The organism is Pseudomonas sp. NPDC077649, from assembly GCF_044542855.1.
Lineage (GTDB): Bacteria > Pseudomonadota > Gammaproteobacteria > Pseudomonadales > Pseudomonadaceae > Aquipseudomonas.
Genome location: NZ_JBITVF010000007.1, coordinates 225199 through 241934, shown reverse-complemented (window position 1 = coordinate 241934; position 16736 = coordinate 225199). Strand labels below are relative to the sequence as shown.

16 protein-coding genes are annotated in these 16736 nt (G+C 67.3%); 8 read left to right on the top strand and 8 right to left on the bottom strand.

What is annotated here, in order from left to right; all coding sequences use genetic code 11:
- Positions 1–181: 181 nt before the first annotated feature.
- From bfr to ACIGFL_RS20270, 3 genes are all read right to left on the bottom strand, one after another.
- Complete coding sequence (gene bfr / locus ACIGFL_RS20280) at positions 182–652, bottom strand: bacterioferritin (RefSeq protein ID WP_397498353.1); 471 nt, start codon at positions 650–652, stop codon at positions 182–184.
- A 254-nt stretch (positions 653–906) separates the two neighbouring features.
- Complete coding sequence (glpD, locus tag ACIGFL_RS20275) at positions 907–2427, bottom strand: glycerol-3-phosphate dehydrogenase (protein WP_397498352.1); 1521 nt, start codon at positions 2425–2427, stop codon at positions 907–909.
- A gap of 122 nt (positions 2428–2549) precedes the next feature.
- A complete protein-coding gene (locus ACIGFL_RS20270; RefSeq protein ID WP_021445198.1) occupies positions 2550–3308 on the bottom strand; it encodes a DeoR/GlpR family DNA-binding transcription regulator in 759 nt (252 codons plus the stop codon).
- Positions 3309–3405: 97 nt separating this feature from the next.
- Between ACIGFL_RS20270 and ybaK the strand changes: the two genes are divergently transcribed.
- The 3 genes from ybaK (at position 3406) to ACIGFL_RS20255 (ending at position 6351) form a co-directional block, all read left to right on the top strand.
- Positions 3406–3876, top strand: coding sequence for a Cys-tRNA(Pro) deacylase (ybaK, locus tag ACIGFL_RS20265; RefSeq protein ID WP_397498351.1), 471 nt, complete (start codon positions 3406–3408; stop codon positions 3874–3876).
- Between the two features lie 51 nt (positions 3877–3927).
- Positions 3928–5415: a glycerol kinase GlpK gene (gene glpK, locus ACIGFL_RS20260; RefSeq protein WP_021445196.1), complete on the top strand. Its 1488-nt coding sequence runs from the start codon at positions 3928–3930 to the stop codon at positions 5413–5415.
- Between the two features lie 129 nt (positions 5416–5544).
- A complete protein-coding gene (locus ACIGFL_RS20255; protein ID WP_397498350.1) occupies positions 5545–6351 on the top strand; it encodes a PhzF family phenazine biosynthesis protein in 807 nt (268 codons plus the stop codon).
- A 72-nt stretch (positions 6352–6423) separates the two neighbouring features.
- On the opposite strand, the gene ACIGFL_RS20250 is transcribed toward ACIGFL_RS20255, so the two are convergent.
- Positions 6424–7530, bottom strand: coding sequence for an ABC transporter ATP-binding protein (locus tag ACIGFL_RS20250; RefSeq protein WP_397498349.1), 1107 nt, complete (start codon positions 7528–7530; stop codon positions 6424–6426).
- Positions 7527–8447, bottom strand: a complete 921-nt coding sequence (argF, locus tag ACIGFL_RS20245) for an ornithine carbamoyltransferase (protein ID WP_397498348.1) — start codon at positions 8445–8447, stop codon at positions 7527–7529. The genes ACIGFL_RS20250 and argF overlap by 4 nt, the downstream gene beginning before the upstream one ends.
- Before the next feature lie 336 nt (positions 8448–8783).
- Between argF and ACIGFL_RS20240 the strand changes: the two genes are divergently transcribed.
- The 3 genes from ACIGFL_RS20240 to grxD all read left to right on the top strand — a co-directional run bounded on the left by ACIGFL_RS20240 (position 8784) and on the right by grxD (position 11896).
- On the top strand, positions 8784–9215 hold the full coding sequence (locus ACIGFL_RS20240; RefSeq protein ID WP_021445192.1) for a hypothetical protein: 432 nt from the start codon (positions 8784–8786) through the stop codon (positions 9213–9215).
- A 145-nt stretch (positions 9216–9360) separates the two neighbouring features.
- Positions 9361–11469 (top strand): molybdopterin oxidoreductase family protein, encoded by a 2109-nt coding sequence (locus ACIGFL_RS20235; RefSeq protein ID WP_397498347.1) that lies wholly within the window; start codon positions 9361–9363, stop codon positions 11467–11469.
- Between the two features lie 100 nt (positions 11470–11569).
- The gene (grxD, locus tag ACIGFL_RS20230; RefSeq protein WP_003246056.1) at positions 11570–11896 is read left to right on the top strand and encodes a Grx4 family monothiol glutaredoxin; all 327 of its coding nucleotides are present in this window, start codon (positions 11570–11572) and stop codon (positions 11894–11896) included.
- A gap of 70 nt (positions 11897–11966) precedes the next feature.
- On the opposite strand, the gene ACIGFL_RS20225 is transcribed toward grxD, so the two are convergent.
- The 3 genes from ACIGFL_RS20225 to ACIGFL_RS20215 are packed head-to-tail and all read right to left on the bottom strand — an operon-like array spanning position 11967 to position 15077.
- Positions 11967–12305 (bottom strand): YdbL family protein, encoded by a 339-nt coding sequence (locus tag ACIGFL_RS20225; RefSeq protein ID WP_021445190.1) that lies wholly within the window; start codon positions 12303–12305, stop codon positions 11967–11969.
- An 11-nt stretch (positions 12306–12316) separates the two neighbouring features.
- Entirely contained in the window at positions 12317–12508 is a 192-nt protein-coding gene (locus ACIGFL_RS20220; RefSeq protein WP_021445189.1) for a YnbE family lipoprotein, read from the bottom strand.
- Between the two features lie 4 nt (positions 12509–12512).
- Positions 12513–15077 carry a YdbH domain-containing protein gene (locus ACIGFL_RS20215; protein WP_397498346.1) on the bottom strand — a complete coding sequence of 855 codons (2565 nt, stop codon included), beginning with the start codon at positions 15075–15077 and terminating at the stop codon, positions 12513–12515.
- Positions 15078–15208: 131 nt separating this feature from the next.
- On the opposite strand from ACIGFL_RS20215, the gene ACIGFL_RS20210 reads away from it, so the two are divergent.
- On the top strand, positions 15209–15580 hold the full coding sequence (locus ACIGFL_RS20210) for an XRE family transcriptional regulator (protein ID WP_021445017.1): 372 nt from the start codon (positions 15209–15211) through the stop codon (positions 15578–15580).
- A gap of 172 nt (positions 15581–15752) precedes the next feature.
- The gene (locus tag ACIGFL_RS20205) at positions 15753–16505 is read left to right on the top strand and encodes an RES family NAD+ phosphorylase (RefSeq protein ID WP_021445018.1); all 753 of its coding nucleotides are present in this window, start codon (positions 15753–15755) and stop codon (positions 16503–16505) included.
- Positions 16506–16736 lie beyond the last annotated feature (231 nt).

Genomic DNA, 16736 nt, shown 5'->3' with positions numbered 1-16736 from the left:
ATGGATGCAGGAGGTAGCGCCGCGCCCGTTCCTTACGGGCTGCGGCATTCACCACATCCCCGTGGATTGCGAGGCAGGATGCCCGAGCCGAAAGCCCCTCCCACGACCTTCTTGAACAAGTGAACAGCAGCAATAAAAAACGGGAGCCACTGGCTCCCGTTCTTCATCTGGCCAATAGGGTTTATTCGTCCATTTGCGACTGCAGGTAGTTCTGCAGGCCGACCGCCTCGATCAGCCCCAGCTGGGTTTCCAGCCAGTCGATATGGTCCTCTTCCGAGCAGAGGATTTCTTCCATCAGTTCGCGGCTGGCGTAGTCGCCGATGCTCTCGCAGTAGGCGATACCGGCCTTGAGGTCGGTGTGGGCCTTGTGTTCGAGCTTGAGGTCGCACTCGAGCATTTCCTTGGTGTTCTCGCCGATCAGCAGCTTGCCCAGGTCCTGCACGTTGGGCAGGCCTTCGAGGAACAGGATGCGCTTGATCAGCTTGTCGGCGTGCTTCATCTCGTCGATCGACTCGTGATACTCGTGCTCGCCGAGCTTCTTCAGCCCCCAGTCCTCGTACATGCGCGCGTGCAGGAAGTACTGGTTGATGGCCACCAGCTCGTTGCCGAGGATCTTGTTCAGGTGTTGGATGACCTTCTTGTCGCCTTTCATGATCGCTCCTGCCGTGTTGCGGTGAGATTGGTAACGTCAAATCTTCTGCCCCAATTCGCCGCCTGTCAAACCTAAGTACTTGAAACTTAAATAAAAATAAAACTGAATACGAATGTTTTAATTCCGCATCAAAGTGCCAAGTCGTTGAATTGACGCGATAAAAACTTTGGCCCGGGTTCATTGGGCGAATAAGCGGGCGAGTACCCCGGAACATAAAAAAGCCCCGCGGAGCGGGGCATGGGGCACGCAGAAGTTCAGGCGGCGTGGGCCGAATGGGGTTGCAGGTACTGCTGCAGGCGGGCCTGCTGCGCCGGGGTCATGAACAGGCCGAGCTTGCTGCGGCGCCAGAGGATATCGGCGCTGCTGCGCGCCCATTCCTCGCGGCGCAGGTAATCCACCTCGCGGGCATAGAGCCCGGCGCCGAGGTGTTCGCCGAGGTCGGTGAGGTTGTGCACGCCGTCGAGCAGGCGCCAGCTGCGGCTGCCGTAGCTGGCCGCCCAGCGTCTGGCCAGGCTGGTCGGCAGCCAGCCATGGCGGGCGCAGAGCGCTTCGATCAGGGCGCTCTGGCTGTCCAGCTGCTCGCCGCCGGGCAGCGGCGCGCTGGCGGTCCAGCTCGGGCCCAGCTTGGAGAAGAACGGCGCCAACTGGTTCATCGCGGCTTCCGCCAGCTTGCGGTAGGTGGTCAGCTTGCCGCCGAACACCGACAGCAGCGGCGCCTCGCCCGGCGCGCCGGCCAGCGCCAGGGTGTAGTCGCGGGTGATGGCCGAGGGCTCGTCCGATTCGTCGTCGCACAGCGGGCGCACGCCGGAGAAGCTGTGCAGCACGTCGGCGCGGCTCAGTTGCTGCTTGAAGTGGGCGTTGACCACCGCGAGCAGGTAGTCGGTTTCCTCGGTGCTGATGCTCACCTGCGCCGGATCGCCCCGGTACTCGCGGTCGGTGGTACCGATCAGGGTGAAGCGCTCCAGGTAGGGAATGGCGAAGACGATGCGGCGGTCCTCGTTCTGCAGGATGTAGGCCTGCTCGCCGTCGTGCAGACGCGGCACCACGATATGGCTGCCCTGGATCAGGCGGATGCCGTAGGGCGACTGCTGCTTGAGGTCCTCGCCGATGAAGCGTGCGACCCAGGGGCCGGCGGCGTTGACCAGGGCGCGGCTGCGGATGGAGAACAGGCTGCCGTCGGCACGCTCCAGGTGGATGTGCCACAGGCCCTTGCTGCGCCGCGCGCTGATGCAGCGGGTGCGGGTGTGGATATGCGCGCCGTGCTCGCGCGCCGCCATGGCGTTGAGCACCACCAGGCGGGCGTCGTCGACCCAGCAGTCGGAGTACTCGAAGCCGCGGCCGATCTCGGCCTTGAGCGGGCTGCCGGCGCCGAAGCGCACGCCGCGCGAGCCAGGCAGCCGCTCGCGCTTGCCCAGGTGGTCGTAGAGGAACAGGCCGGCACGGATCATCCAGGCCGGGCGCAGGTGCGGCCGGTGCGGCAGCACGAAGCGCATGGGTTTGACGATGTGCGGTGCCTTGGCCAGCAGCACCTCGCGCTCGGCCAGGGCTTCGCGCACCAGGCGGAATTCGTGGTGCTCCAGGTAGCGCAGGCCGCCGTGGATCAGCTTGCTGCTGGCCGAGGAGGTGTGGCTGGCCAGGTCGTCCTGTTCGCAAAGGAACACCGCCAGGCCGCGGCCGGCTGCATCCGCGGCGATGCCCACGCCATTGATGCCGCCGCCGACCACGGCGAGGTCATAGACTTCGGCGACAGGGCTGGCGAGAGGATCGTGGGGCATGGCAGGGCACTCGCTATTGAATTCGAATGTGGTTATGTTCACTTTCGAAAATATGCTAGTCGAATGCGCGCAGGTACGCCAGCTCGGCGCGCGCTTTCGCGCCGAACGGTGCTGGCGCGGATTCAGACCAGGTCGAGGTGGACCTTGTGCTCGTGCAGCAGGCGGGCTACGGCGGCGGGTGGCGCGCAGTCGGTGAACACGCGGTCGACCAGGGCGATCGAGCCCAGGCGCACCACGGCGTTGCGGCCGAACTTGCTCGAGTCGGCGGCGAGGAACACCTGGCGGGCGTTGTCGATGATGGCCTGGGACACGCGCACTTCCTGGTAGTCGAAATCGAGCAGGCTGCCGTCCTCGTCGATGCCGCTGATGCCGACTATGGCGTAGTCCACCTTGAACTGCTGGATGAAGTCCACCGCCGCCTGGCCGACGATGCCGCCGTCGCTGCGCACCGTGCCGCCGGCCACCAGCACCTCGAAGTCGGCCTTGGCGCTGAGCTGGGCGGCGACGTGCAGGTTGTTGGTGATGATCTTCAGGCCCTGGTGACCGAGCAGCTCGCGGGCGATGGCCTCGGTGGTGGTGCCGATGTTGATGAACAGCGAGGCGTGGTCGGGGATGTGCGCGGCCACGGCCTCGGCGATGCGCTGCTTTTCCTCGCGCATCTGCCCGGCGCGCATGCCGTAGGCGGTGTTGTGGATGCTCGATGCCTCGCAGGCGGCGCCGCCATGGGTGCGCCGCAGCAGGCCGTGTTCGGCCAGCTGGTTGATGTCGCGGCGGATGGTCTGCGGGGTCACGGCGAAGGCCAGGGCCAGTTCGTCGATGCTGACGTAGCCGCGTTCGCGGGCGAGGTTGAGGATGTCGTGTTGGCGAGGGGCCAGGTTCATGGCGGCTTCCTTTGGTGGCTTGCCATTATAGGCTGCCCGCGAAAAGGGATTTCGGCTAAGGTACGGCAATCTTTTCAGATTATTTTCACATTCGAACATGACTCCAGCGATCGATCTGTTGAAGAAGGCCAAGGCCGAACACCGGGTGCACAGCTACGCGCACGACCCCAAGGCACCGTCCTATGGCCTGGAGGCCGCGGAAAAGCTCGACCTGCCGCCGGCCCGGGTATTCAAGACGCTGCTCGCCGCCAGCGACAAGGGCGAGCTGCTGGTGGCAGTGGTGCCGGTGGCCGGCAGCCTCGACCTCAAGGCACTGGCCCAGGCCGCCTGCGTGAAGAAGGCCGACATGGCCGACCCGGCCGCGGCCCAGCGCGCCACCGGCTACCTGCTCGGCGGTATCAGCCCGCTGGGGCAGAAGAAACGCCTGCGCACCTTTATCGACAGTTCGGCGCGCGAGCATGGCAGCATCTTCGTCAGCGCCGGCCGCCGCGGCCTGGAGGTGGAACTGGCGGCCGAGGTGCTGGCGCAGCACACTCAGGGCAGCTTCGCCGCCATCGGTCGCGAGTGATACCGACAAGGCTCCTACGGCCAACACCCGCATAACAACAAGGAAACGCGCATGTCCCAGTACCTGCTAGCCATCGACCAGGGCACCACCAGTTCCCGCGCCATCATCTTCAGCGCCCAGGGCCTGCCGGTGGCGCGCGCCCAGCAGGAGTTCCAGCAGTATTTCCCGCAGGACGGCTGGGTCGAGCACGACGGCCAGGAAATCTGGCTGTCCACCCTCAAGGTCTGCCGCGAGGCCATCGCCAGCAGCGGCCTGCAGCCCGATGCGATTGCCGCCATCGGCATCACCAATCAGCGCGAGACCACCCTGGTGTGGGACGCCGTCAGCGGCACGCCGATCCACCCGGCCATCGTCTGGCAGGACCGTCGCACTGCCGACTACTGCGCCGGGCTCAAGGCTGCCGGTCACGAGGCCATGGTGGCGGCCAAGACCGGCCTGCTGATCGACCCCTATTTCTCAGCCACCAAGTTGCGCTGGGTGCTCGACAACGTGCCCGGCGCGCGGGATCGGGCCGAGCGCGGCGAGTTGCGTTTCGGCACGGTGGACAGCTTCCTGCTGTGGCGCCTGAGCGGCGGCAAGGTGCACCGCACCGACGCCAGCAACGCCTCGCGCACCCTGATGTTCAATATCCACAGCCAGCAGTGGGACGCGGAGCTGCTCGACCTGTTCGACATTCCCGCCAGCCTGTTGCCCGAGGTGCTCGACTGCGCCGCCGAGTTCGGTCACACCGACGCCGAGCTGCTCGGCGCCAGCATCCCGGTGCTGGGCATGGCCGGCGACCAGCAGGCGGCGCTGATCGGCCAGGCCTGCTTCGAACCGGGCATGGTCAAGAGTACCTACGGCACCGGCTGCTTCATGATCCAGAACACCGGCAGCACGCCGGTGGTGTCGAAGAATCGCCTGTTGACCACCGTCGGCTACCGCCTGAACGGCGAGGTCACCTACGCGGTGGAGGGCAGCATCTTCGTCGCCGGCGCGGCGGTACAGTGGCTGCGCGACGGCATCAAGCTGATCGGCCACGCGCGCGATACTGAGGCCCTGGCCGAGCAGACCGGCGATGCCTGCGGGGTCTACCTGGTGCCGGCCTTCACCGGCCTCGGCGCGCCCTACTGGGACCCCAAGGCGCGTGGCGCGATCTTCGGCCTGACCCGCGACACCGGGATCAAGGAGATCGTCACCGCCGGCCTGCAGTCGGTGTGCTACCAGACCCGCGACCTGCTCGAGGCCATGCGTCAGGACGGCGCCGCGCCTCCCAGCGCGCTGCGCGTGGACGGCGGCATGGTGGAGAACAACTGGGTCATGCAGTTTCTCGCCGACATCCTCGGCGTCGGCGTCGAGCGCCCCGAGGTCACCGAGACCACCGCGCTCGGCGTCGCCTACCTGGCCGGCCTGCAGCTGGGGCTGTACGCCGACCTCGAGGCCATCGCCAGCCACTGGCACCGCCAGCAGCGCTTCGAGCCGCGGATGAACGAGGCGCACCGCGAGCGCCTCTACGCCGGCTGGCTGGACGCGGTGAAACGGGTGCGTAGCGAGCCCTGAAGCACCCCAGGAGCGTAGGAGCGGCTTCAGCCGCGATGCTCTCAGAGCATCTGGAAAACAGGAACTGTATCTGTTGCGGCTTACCCTGCGCAGGCATGCTGGCGGCTCTCATCTGGCCAGGAATGCAGCATGCCTCTCGAATTCCATCAAGTCGACGCCTTTACCGAACAGCCCTTCGCCGGCAATCCGGCCATGGTCTATCGCCTCGAGGCCTGGCTCGACGAGGTGCTGATGCAGCGTATCGCCGCCGAGCACAACCTGGCCGAGACCGCCTTCGTGGTGCGCGAGGGCGAGCGCTGGCATATCCGCTGGTTCACCCCGACCAGCGAGGTGCCGCTGTGCGGCCATGCCACCCTGGCGGCGGCCTGCGTGCTGTTCGATCTGTATCAGGAGCCGGGCCAGGCGCTGGAGTTCGTCTGCCGCTCCGGGGCGCTGCGCGTCACCCGCCAGGGCCGGCTGCTGGAGCTGGATTTCCCGGTGCGCCGCGCCGTGCCGGTGGAGCAGGCGTTGCGGACGGTGGTGGAGCAGGCCCTGGGCCATGCGCCGCAGCAGGTGCTGGCGCTGCGCAATGGCGACGGCAGCGTGCAGGAGCTGATGGTGGTGCTGGATTCGGAGGCCGAGGTGCGCGGCTTCGTCCCGAACCTGCTGGCGCTGGCCGAACTGCCGGGTCTCGGCGTGCTGATCAGCGCGCCCGGCGAGCGCCACGACTTCGTCTCGCGCTACTTCGCGCCGAGCATCGGCATCGACGAGGACCCGGTCACCGGCTCCACCCACTGTATCCTGGTGCCTTACTGGGCCGAGCGTCTGGGGCGAGGCGCGCTGAGCGCCTGGCAGTGCTCGGCGCGTGGCGGCGAACTGCTGTGCAGGCTGGAGGGCGAGCGGGTGAAGATCGCCGGCCATGCCCGGCATATCGCCAGTGGCCGGCTGTTTCTGTAGCCGGGCACGTCTGCAGGGCGTTGGGGCGCAGGGCCCAGGCGGCCCCGCGACAGCCTATGGACGTTGCCGGGGTCAGTTGCTGCTGACCCGGCGCACGCCGCCCGACTCGCCCAGCGGCACATGGGCCGCCACGCTGCCCAGGGCCGGGAAGGCCACCAGGTGGTCGGCGGCGACGCGGATGCCCACCTCGTCGCCCGGCAGGTGGTCGGCGTGGCTGGGGAAGATCGACTCCAGCTGGCTGCCGGTGGCCAGTTGCAGGCGGTAGAGGGTGGCGGCGCCGAGGAAGGTCTTGCCGACGATACGTGCCGTAAGTGAACTCTGCGGGTCCGGCACTATATCGTCGGGACGCAGCAGCACGTCCACCGCGCTGCCGCTGGGCCAGGTGTAGGCGCGATTGCCGCGGATGGCGCCGAGTTCGGTCTGCACCGTGTCCGGGCCGAGCAGCTGGCCGCGGATGAAATAGCCCTGGCCGATAAAGCTGGCGACGAAGGGTGTCGACGGCTCGTGATAGAGGTTGAAGGGGGTGTCCCACTGCTCCAAGCGGCCATCCTTGAACACGCCGACATGGTCGCTGACGGCGAAGGCTTCCTCCTGGTCGTGGGTGACCAGAATGGCGCTGGTGCCGCGCGCCTTGAGAATCTCGCGCACCTCATGGCTGAGGCGCCGGCGCAGCTCGCCGTCGAGGTTGGAGAAGGGCTCGTCGAGCAGCAGCAGCTGCGGCTCCGGCGCCAGGGCGCGGGCCAGGGCGATGCGCTGCTGCTGGCCGCCGGACAGCTCGTGGGGGTAGCGCTTGGCCAGGTGGCCGAGCTTGACCAGCTCCAGCAGCTTGGCGGTGACGCGTTCGGCGCCCTCCTGCTGGCGGATGCCGAAGGCGACGTTGTCCGCCACGCTCAGGTGGGGGAACAGCGCGTAGTCCTGGAACACCATGCCGATGCGGCGCTTCTCCGGCGCCAGGGTGAAGCCGGCGCGGGAAATCACCGTGCCGGCCAGTTCGATCTCACCGTCGAGCACCGGCTCGAAGCCGGCGATGGCGCGCAGGGTGGTGGTCTTGCCGCAGCCGGAGGGGCCGAGCAGGCAGCCGATGTCGCCGGGGTTCAGATGCAGGTCCAGGTCCTGCACCACCTTGTGCGCGTGGTAGCCGCAGTTCAGCCCGCGCAGTTGCAGCAGCGGCTCGCTCATGCGTGGTGGTACGCCGGTTCGACCAGCAGTTCCAGCAGCGCCTTCTGCGCGTGCAGGCGGTTCTCCGCCTGATCCCAGGCCACCGAGCGTGGGTCGTCGAGCAGGTCCTCGCTGATCTCCTCGCCGCGGTGTGCCGGCAGGCAGTGCATAAACAGCACGTCCTTGGCCGCCAGGTCGAGCAGCTCGCGGCTGACCTGGTACGGCTTGAAACGCTGCAGGCGCAGCTGCGCTTCGTCTTCCTGGCCCATCGAGGCCCACACGTCGGTGCTCACCAGATGGGCGCCGGCCACCGCCTCGCGTGGGTCGCGCAGCACCTGTACGCGCTCGCCGGCCAGGGCGAGGAAGCGCGCGTCCGGCTCGTAGCCCTCGGGGCAGGCAACTTTCAGCTGGAAGTCGAACTGCATGGCCGCCTCGATGTAGGAGTTGCACATGTTGTTGCCATCGCCGATCCAGGCCACGGTCTTGCCGGCGATGCTGCCGCGGTGCTCGAGGAAGGTCTGCATGTCGGCCAGCAGCTGACAGGGGTGCAGGTCGTCGGACAGGCCGTTGATCACCGGCACCCTGGACTTGGCGGCGAACTCGGTGAGGTTGCTGTGGGCGAAGGTACGGATCATCACCGCATCGAGCATGCTCGACATGACGATGGCGGCGTCGCCGATCGGCTCGCCGCGGCCCAGCTGGGTGTCGCGCGGGGAGAGGAAGATGGCCTGGCCGCCGAGCTGGATCATGCCGGCCTCGAACGACAGGCGGGTGCGGGTCGAGGCCTTCTCGAAGATCATGCCCAGCACGCGGTTCTTCAACGGCTCGAACAGCACGCCGCGATTGCGCAGGTCCTTCAGCTCGATGCCGCGGCGGATCAGCCCCACCAGTTCGTCCGGTGTGTAATCCATCATCGAGAGAAAGTGTCTGGCGCTCATCGTTAACTACCTTTTTCACTACAGGTCGCAAGCCCGCGTCGGCGACAAAAACCGGGAAAACAGCGAGGCTTGCGGCAGGAGGCCGCAGGGTGCGACGAAACAGGGGGAAGGCGCGATCTTATAAGGAAATGACGAGAAGGCGCAAATTGCCCGCCTGGCCATGACAAAGGGCTGTTTTGTAAGCCTTTTCCCAAAGCTGCGTGCGAGATGTCACAAAACTGACATCCCTGCTTGCGCCGCTCTGCGACGCGCTCCTAGGATGCCGCCGCCTTTCCTAGGCAATGCATTGCCCCCGCAATGGGGTACCCATGGAATATATGTGCAAAGGAGTTTTGCATGAAACACGTAGCCTACGCCGCCGCTTTCTCCGCCCTCGCCCTGCTGACTGGCTGTGCCAGCCAGAACGTCAGCCAGCCGGCCGTTCCGCTGAACGGTACCGTCAAGACTAACCTGCAGGCCGACGTGAAAGTGGGCGAGCCCATCTCCGGTCAATCTTCGGTGAACATCCTGTTCGGTGTGTTCAAGCTGGGTGGCGATACCCAGTTCGCCGACGGCGTGACCTACGGTGGTGGCGAGGGTGGTTTCGCCCTGGGTCTCGACCCGGTGGCTTCCGCCAAGTCCGCAGCTGCCTACAAGGCAGTCAAGGCCTCGGGTGCCGACGTGATCGTCGCCCCGCGTTACGAAGTGAACGTTGAGGATTACTTCGTGTACAAGACCGTCAACGTCAGCGTGACCGGCCACAAGGGCACCGTGACCGCCATCCGTTGATTCGGATAGTCGCGACCCTGAATCGGCAGGCATGATGCCTGCCGATTCATGAGACGAACGCTGCTGGCGTCGTCCTCTTGCCCGGCCCATAGTTCGAAGTCTGCGACCTGACCGGTCGTCTCGCATCAGAACAAGAGGCCAGGCCATGACCAAGTCCCTCCATTACCGTGCATGCCACCTGTGCGAAGCCATCTGCGGCCTCGCCATCGAAACCGAAGCGCAGCCTGACGGCAGCACGCAGATCCGCTCGATCAAGGGCGACGCCCAGGACAGCTTCAGCCGCGGCCATATCTGCCCCAAGGCGGTGGCGCTGCAGGACATCCAGAACGACCCCGACCGCATCCGCCAGCCCATGCGCCGCATCGGCGAGCAGTGGCAGGCCATCGCCTGGGACGAGGCGTTCGAGCTGGTCGCCGAACGCCTCAGCGCGATCCGCGCGGAGCACGGGCAGAACGCCGTGGCCGTGTACCAGGGCAACCCCAGCGTGCACAACTACGGGCTGATGACCCACAGCAATTACTTCCTCGGCCTGCTGAAGACGCGCAACCGTTATTCGGCCACCTCGGTCGACCAGCTGCCGCACCACCTGACCAGCCACCTGATGTACGGTCACGGCCTGCTGATTCCGATTCCGGACATCGACCACACCGACTTCATGCTGATCCTCGGCGGCAACCCGCTGGCCTCCAACGGCAGCATCATGACCGTGCCGGACGTGGGGAAGCGCCTGAAGGCCATCCAGGCCCGCGGCGGCAAGCTGGTGGTGGTCGACCCGCGGCGCAGCGAGACCGCCGCCATCGCCGACCAGCACCTGTTCGTGCGTCCCGGTGGCGACGCGGCGCTGCTGCTGGGGTTGCTCAATACCCTGTTCGAGGAAGGCCTGACCCGCGCCAGCCACTTGCCGGTGGAGGGGCTGGAGTCCGTGCGCGCGGCCATTGCCGAATTTACCGCCGAGGCCATGAGCGAGCGTTGCGGCGTGCCGGCTGCGACCATTCGCCAGCTGGCGCGGGATTTCGCCGCCGCCGACAAGGCGGTGTGCTACGGGCGCATGGGCGTCTCCACCCAGGCCTTCGGTACCCTCTGCCAGTGGCTGGTGCAACTGATCAACCTGGTCACCGGCAACCTCGACCGGGTCGGCGGCGTGCTCTGCACCACGCCTGCGGTGGACCTGGTGGCGAGCACCTCGGGCGGGCATTTCAACCGCTGGCAGAGCCGCGTGTCCGGCCTGCCGGAATACGGCGGCGAGCTGCCGGTCTCGGCCCTGGCCGAGGAGATGCTCACCCCCGGCGAGGGGCAGATCCGCGCGCTGGTCACCGTGGCCGGCAATCCGGTGCTGTCCACGCCCAACGGCCGCCAGCTGGAGCAGGCGCTGGACGGTCTGGAGTTCATGCTCTCGGTGGACTTCTACATCAACGAAACCACCCGCCATGCCGACCTGATCCTGCCGCCCACCGCGCCACTGGAGCACGACCACTACGACACCACCTTCAACGTCTTCGCCGTGCGCAACGTCACCCGCTTCAACGAGGCGATCCTGGCCAAGCCGGACGGCGCGCTGCACGACTGGGAAATCTTCGTCGGCCTGGCCAAGGCCTTCGCCGCGCGCAACGCTCTGGAACTGAAACCGACCATGGCCCCCGAGCAGATGATCGACATGGGCCTGCGCTTCGGCCCCTATGGCGATCGCAGCGAGCGCAAGCTCAGCCTGGCTGCATTGCGCGATCATCCGCACGGGCTCGACTTGGGACCGTTGCAGGCGAACCTGGCAGAGCGGCTGAAGACCGCATCGAAAGCCATCGAGGCCGCTCCCGAGCTGCTGCTGGGCGATCTCGCGCGCTTCGCCGCGCAGCTACCGCCAGCGGCGGACCAGCTGCTGCTGATCGGCCGCCGCCACGTGCGCAGCAACAATTCCTGGATGCATAACTACCACCGCCTGGTGAAGGGCAAGCCGCGTCATCAGTTGCTGATGAATCCGGTGGATCTGGCCCGCCGCGGCCTGGTCGACGGCCAGCGCGTGCGGGTGCGCTCGCGGGTCGGCAGCATCGAGGTGGAGGTGGCCGCCAGCGACGAGATGATGGCCGGCGTGGTCAGCCTGCCGCATGGCTGGGGCCATGCCCGCCCCGGCGTGCAGATGGCGATTGCCCGCGAGCAGCCGGGCGCCAGCGCCAACGACCTGACCGACGAACGTCAGCTCGATGCGCTGTCCGGCAACGCCGCGCTCAATGGCCTGCCGGTGGAGGTGGTGGCCGCGTAGCCCGGATGCCGTGGCAAGGCCGAGCATTGCGCTCGGCTTTTCGCTACAATCGCGCCACCGTGCCGACCGAGGGGTCGGGAAGTCTACGCTGAGGTGCCCCATGGATATCATCGAAACCATCAAAGAGCAGATCGCCAACAACACCGTTCTGCTGTACATGAAAGGCTCGCCCAACGCGCCGCAGTGCGGCTTCTCCGCCCGCGCCGCGCAGGTGGTGATGGGCTGCGGCGAGAAGTTCGCCTACGTCGACATCCTGCAGAATCCGGAAATTCGCGCCAACCTGCCGAAGTACGCCAACTGGCCGACCTTCCCGCAGCTGTGGGTGGCCGGCGAGCTGGTCGGCGGCAGCGACATCCTCACCGAGATGTACGAGAAGGGCGAGCTGCAGACCCTGATCAAGGATGCCGTGAGCAAGGCCGGCGCCTGATCGCTGCGCTTGCAAACGAAAGAACCCGCCTCGGCGGGTTCTTTGCTTTTGGGCTCCGGCTGGGCAGTGGCTACTTCTTCAGCCACTGCCCGTTCAACTGGATGAACTGCCCCTGGGGCGTGCGGTCGATGGCCTTCTTGCCGGCGATGGCTTCCACGTCGGAGAGGGCGATGCCGTTGTCTTTGGCCACCTTCTGGTACTCGGCGCGGCGCGCCTGGTTGATCAGGCGGGCGATCTCCTCGGCCTGGCCGTCCGGCTTGACCACGCCGAGGTAGCCGTTGGGCTGCTCGCCCAGCTGGCCGCTGGCCTTGGCGGCGCCGAGGGCGCTCATGGCCTGGTTGAGGTTCAGCGCATAGGCCGGCAGGCTCAGGCAGAGCGCCAGCAGCAGGGTCGAAATATGGCGAATCATCGGGTTTCTCCTTAGAACAGGCCGCTGTCTTCGTTGAAGACGTTGTCCAGGGCCTTGTCCACCTTGATATAGATCTCGTGTTCGACCTTGACGTTGAGGTTGATATTGATCGGCTCGTTGGGCATGGCCAGTTGTACCGTCGGGGTACAGGCCAGGCACAGCAGGCCCAGGCTCAGGACTGCGAGGAAGCGGCACAGGCGCATGGCGCTACTCCTTGGTTTCTTGGGGGACACGCTGGCGCATCCGTTGCTGGATCCGTTGCTGGATGATCTCGCTCACCTTGGCGGTCAGTTGCAGGCTGGCCAGCAGGGTGGGGATGTCCTCTTCCAGGTTGATGTTGAAGTGGATCGGCCGGCCCTGCTCGATGGCCGGGTTGCGTCCCTGCAGGCGCATGCCCAGCCTCAGTGTGCCGGACTGATCATAGTCGAGGCTACTGCCGAGCAGGTCGTAGTGGAAGTCTTCCAGGGCGTCGGTGACCAGTTTCATCCCCGGGTTGGCCTGGCCCATGGCGCGGATGCGCGGCGAGTGAAAGCGCAGGCGGCCGCCCGGTGCGCGCGCCTCGATCAGGCCCTGCTCGACGCTGGGGCCGCCGGCGCCCAGGCGCAGGGGGATCAGGCCGTCGAGCAGGCCGCTGCCTTCCAGGCCCTCGGCCGGGTAGACGCGAAACAGCTGCTGCAGGTCCAGGCCGCTCAGGCGTAGCGGCAGCACCTGGCTGGGGCTGTCGAGCCGCCATTGGTGCGGCGCCAGGCTCAGGCTGCCGCCGAGTATGCCGAGCTCGGCGCGCTGCTGGCTCAGCACGCCGGCCAGCGGCCGGGCCAGCGTCGCCTGGTAGCGGGCTTGCAGCTGCAGGGGACCGAGGGCGATGCCGGGATCGATCTGTCGCGCGCTCAACTGCGGCAGGTGCAGGTCCAGGCGCTCGCCCTCGAGCGCCAGGCGCAGCTCGCCGTCGAGGCCGGCGAAGCTGCTGCGGTCGTAGATGCCGCTCAGCCCCCGGACGTTGAGGCTCAGCTGCGCCTGCAGCGGCTGGCCCGGCGGCAGGCGCAGCTGCGCCTCACCCTGCAGGCGGCCGTTGTCCAGCGACAGCAGCGGCGGCCAGTCGGCGAGGAGCTGCGGCAGCGGGTTGCCGGCGCGCAGGAACAGTTCTTCGAGCGTCGCCGCGGTGCGCAGCTCCCCCGCGGCGTCGCGCTCCAGTTGCAGGGCCAGGCCCAACCCGGCGTCGCCCAGCAGGCTGCCGGCGAGGCGCTGGCGCTCGCCCGTGGCCTGCAGCTGGCCCTGCCATTGCCAGCCTTGCGCCTGCAACCGGGGGTGCTGCAGGCGTTGTGTGCGCAGCGTTAGCGGCCCTTCGAGCTGCGGCGTCTGGGGCGTGCCGTGCAGGTGCAGGGCGCCCAGCTCGGCGCCCAGCTGCTGCAGTTCGAGCTCGCCGCTGCGCAGGCGCCGGAGCGCGATTCGCGAGCCTTCGCCGAGGACGACGTCCAGGCGTTGGGCATCGGCCAGGCCGCTTAGCCGCAACCGCAGCTGCAGGTCGTCGAGCCGGTTGCCGGCCAGGCGGACCCGGGCGGCGTCGGCATCGAGGCGCAGGTGCGCCAGGGTCAGCGCCCAGTCCTTCTGCAGCTGCAGCTCGATATCGGCCTCGCCCTGCAGTCGCAGCGGTCCCTGACCCTGCAGTTGCGCGTGCAGGGCCAGGCCGTCGGACGTGCTGGTGGGCGTCGCGCGCGGGGCGATCTGCAGGCGCAGCTGCTGCGGGCGCAGTCCGTCGGGCAGCGCCGTCAGCCAGGGCGCTCCCTGGGGATCGAGCAGCAGGTCGGCGTGCAGTTCGCGGGCCTGCCAGCGGCCGGCGGCGTTATGCAGATCCACCGCCAGCTCGCCGCTGACCAGGCCCAGCGCAGGCAGCGGCCAGGGGTGTTGCAGCAGGGCATCGAGACGCAGCCAGCCCGGCGCGGCGAGCAGGTCGTCCAGTTGCCAGGGGCCGGGCGCCAGTTGCACCTGCCACTGCGCGGCGAGGCGCGCCTGCTGCGGGGTGGCCGGCAGCGCTGTGGGCGTGCTCAGCAGCCACTGGCTCAGCCAGTCGCCGAACCAGGCCACCTCGCCCAGTTGCGGCATGCTCAGCCGGCCGCTCCAGCGCGTGGCGTCGGCCTGCCTCTGCAGCTGACTGTGCAGTTGCAGCTGGGCCTGGTCGTCCAGCCGCAGCTCGGCCTGCAGCTGCAGCGGGACGTCGCGCGCCGGCATCTGCAGCTCGGCCTGCAGTTCGGCGCGGTGCGCGTCGTGCAGCAGCCGGCTATGCAGCTGCAGGCCGGCGCTGCGTACCTGCACGCTGGCATCGCCGCGCAGCGTGCAGCGGCCGCTGGCGCAGGGCAGTTGTGCTTGCACGGCTTGCAGTTCGAGGCGTCGCGGCAGCCAGGGCAGGGCGGCGTCGAGTCGCGCGAGCAGGGCCTGCAGGTCGCCGGGCGGCGCTGCGGTTGCGTCCGCCGGGCCCGGCTGCCAGTCCAGTTGCAGATCCTGCAGGCGCAGGCGGTAGCGCGGCGCCTCGCTGGCCAGCCAGTCCAGCTGCAACTGGCCGGCGTGCAGTTGCAGGCCGGCGGCGGCGCCGACCTGCTGCAGGCTGAAGCCGTCGAGGCGCAGGCCGCGCGGCGACAGGCTCAGCGCCTGCCAGCCGAGGGCGATGCCCTGTTCGCTCAGCAGGCGCTGGACGCGGTAGCCGGCGTAGCTGCCAAGAATCAGCAGCACGCCCAGTACGCCGGCGCAGGTGCCCAGCCAGAAGCGCCGGCGGCCCATGCTCTCTCCTTGCTCGGTGTCTGCCGGGACGGTACCCCAATGCCCGGGCGAGTGCCAAGCCGTTGTAGGTGTTGCTGTGCATTTGCAGCTTTTACTATTACTATTGATACAAACACACGGAGGAATGCGCGATGAGTGCAGTGACTCGCAGCCTGCCCGACGCCGATGCGGTGCTGGCCAAGGCCCTGCTCAATACCCGTGAACAGCTGGGGCTGACGCAGCAGGAGCTGGCCGATATCGTCGGCGTGCACCGCAGCGCGGTCAGCCGCTGGAACGAGCAGGGCGGCCTGCGTCCGCAGAGCAAGACCGGCGAGCTGGCGCTGCTGTTGATCCGCGTCTACCGCGCGCTGTTCGCCCTGTTCGGCGGCAATCAGCAGGACATGCGCCACTTTCTGCGCACCGAGAACCGCCACCTGGCCGGCGTGCCGCTGCAGCAGATGAGCCAGGTGCAGGGCCTGGTGCGGGTGGTGGAGTACTTGGACGCCATCCGCGGCAAGGTCTGAGAACCTTTTCACGACCTGCTGCGCGTCGGTTAAACGGTGTTGAAAACGGTCTCGAAATGCTCATTTACATGCGTAAACTCCGCTTTCTCGGCCGTTTTCGCCACCGTTTACCTCTAGCTCTCAAGCTCGTAAATAGGTTCTAGGCACGACATAAACCAGGGAGGGCGATGGCATGGATATCTGGCACAGTTGCGACGGCGCTCGGCAGATCCGTCCGTTGCGCGGCAAGCTGCTGCGCATGGTGGAGAGCCAGGTGCAGGTGGCGACCCTGCAGCTGGTGGACAACCTGGCCGAGCAGGCGCTGCTCGAAGAACTGCTGGAAAGCAGCAAGCCGCCGCTGCCGAGCGCGGCCGAGCCGCTGCATTACCTGCTGAAGACGCCGTTTCGCTACCCGCCGCTGCGCTGGGGCTCGCGTTTCGGCGGCGTGCACGAGCCGAGTCTGTTCTATGCCGCGCAGCGTCTGGAGACGGCCATGGCCGAGGCCGCCTACTACCGCTTCGTGCTGTGGCACGGCATGGCCAGCCCGCCGCCCAGCGGGCGCATCCTCTCCGAGCATTCCACCTTCGAGGCGCGTTACCGGGTCGAGCGCGGCATCCAGCTGCAGCGCCCGCCGTTCAGCGAGCATCAGCGCCTGCTCGCTCATCCCAGCGACTACCGGGCGACCCAGCAGCTGGGCGCGGCGATGCGTGCGGCCGGGGTGCAGGCCTTCGAGTACCGTTCGGCGCGCTGCCCGGACGGTGGCAGCAATGTCGCGCTCTATGCGCCGCAGGCCTTCGCCGAGACGCGTCCGCGCAACCTGACGCCCTGGCTGTGCGAAACCACCGCCGCGTACGTGGCGTTCAAGCATGCCCAGGCCCCGGACCAGCCGCGGCTGTTTCGCTGGGAGCAGTTCTTGGTGCAGGGACGGCTGCCGCAACCGGCCTGAAACCCTGCGCCAAGCGCCTGGCGATGCCCCGAAACAGAGCGTTGCGCGGTTATGCCGCAGCGAGTTGTGCACATTGATGAAGCAGCCTGTCACGTCACTGTCAGAATCGCCGGTAACCGCTTGATTTTCCGCGCTTGATTTTTAAGTCAATGAAAAATATGCAATTTTTTCGTTGGTGAAAAAATCGACAGTTTGTCTGCGAGGCCCATGGCATCGGGCCTGAAGCGCCTT

Excerpts from the sequence above, each read along its gene's own strand:
- ACIGFL_RS20205 (WP_021445018.1), top strand. The coding sequence starts at position 15,753 with ATGGATATCTGGCACAGTTGCGACGGCGCTCGGCAGATCCGTCCGTTG.
- ACIGFL_RS20220 (WP_021445189.1), bottom strand. The coding sequence starts at position 12,508 with ATGCGCCTGTGCCGCTTCCTCGCAGTCCTGAGCCTGGGCCTGCTGTGC.
- ACIGFL_RS20255 (WP_397498350.1), top strand. The coding sequence starts at position 5,545 with ATGCCTCTCGAATTCCATCAAGTCGACGCCTTTACCGAACAGCCCTTC.
- ACIGFL_RS20210 (WP_021445017.1), top strand. The coding sequence starts at position 15,209 with ATGAGTGCAGTGACTCGCAGCCTGCCCGACGCCGATGCGGTGCTGGCC.
- glpK (WP_021445196.1), top strand. The coding sequence starts at position 3,928 with ATGTCCCAGTACCTGCTAGCCATCGACCAGGGCACCACCAGTTCCCGC.
- argF (WP_397498348.1), bottom strand. The coding sequence starts at position 8,447 with ATGAGCGCCAGACACTTTCTCTCGATGATGGATTACACACCGGACGAA.
- ACIGFL_RS20240 (WP_021445192.1), top strand. The coding sequence starts at position 8,784 with ATGAAACACGTAGCCTACGCCGCCGCTTTCTCCGCCCTCGCCCTGCTG.
- bfr (WP_397498353.1), bottom strand. The coding sequence starts at position 652 with ATGAAAGGCGACAAGAAGGTCATCCAACACCTGAACAAGATCCTCGGC.
- grxD (WP_003246056.1), top strand. The coding sequence starts at position 11,570 with ATGGATATCATCGAAACCATCAAAGAGCAGATCGCCAACAACACCGTT.
- ACIGFL_RS20215 (WP_397498346.1), bottom strand. The coding sequence starts at position 15,077 with ATGGGCCGCCGGCGCTTCTGGCTGGGCACCTGCGCCGGCGTACTGGGC.
- glpD (WP_397498352.1), bottom strand. The coding sequence starts at position 2,427 with ATGCCCCACGATCCTCTCGCCAGCCCTGTCGCCGAAGTCTATGACCTC.
- ACIGFL_RS20270 (WP_021445198.1), bottom strand. The coding sequence starts at position 3,308 with ATGAACCTGGCCCCTCGCCAACACGACATCCTCAACCTCGCCCGCGAA.
- ybaK (WP_397498351.1), top strand. The coding sequence starts at position 3,406 with ATGACTCCAGCGATCGATCTGTTGAAGAAGGCCAAGGCCGAACACCGG.
- ACIGFL_RS20225 (WP_021445190.1), bottom strand. The coding sequence starts at position 12,305 with ATGATTCGCCATATTTCGACCCTGCTGCTGGCGCTCTGCCTGAGCCTG.
- ACIGFL_RS20250 (WP_397498349.1), bottom strand. The coding sequence starts at position 7,530 with ATGAGCGAGCCGCTGCTGCAACTGCGCGGGCTGAACTGCGGCTACCAC.
- ACIGFL_RS20235 (WP_397498347.1), top strand. The coding sequence starts at position 9,361 with ATGACCAAGTCCCTCCATTACCGTGCATGCCACCTGTGCGAAGCCATC.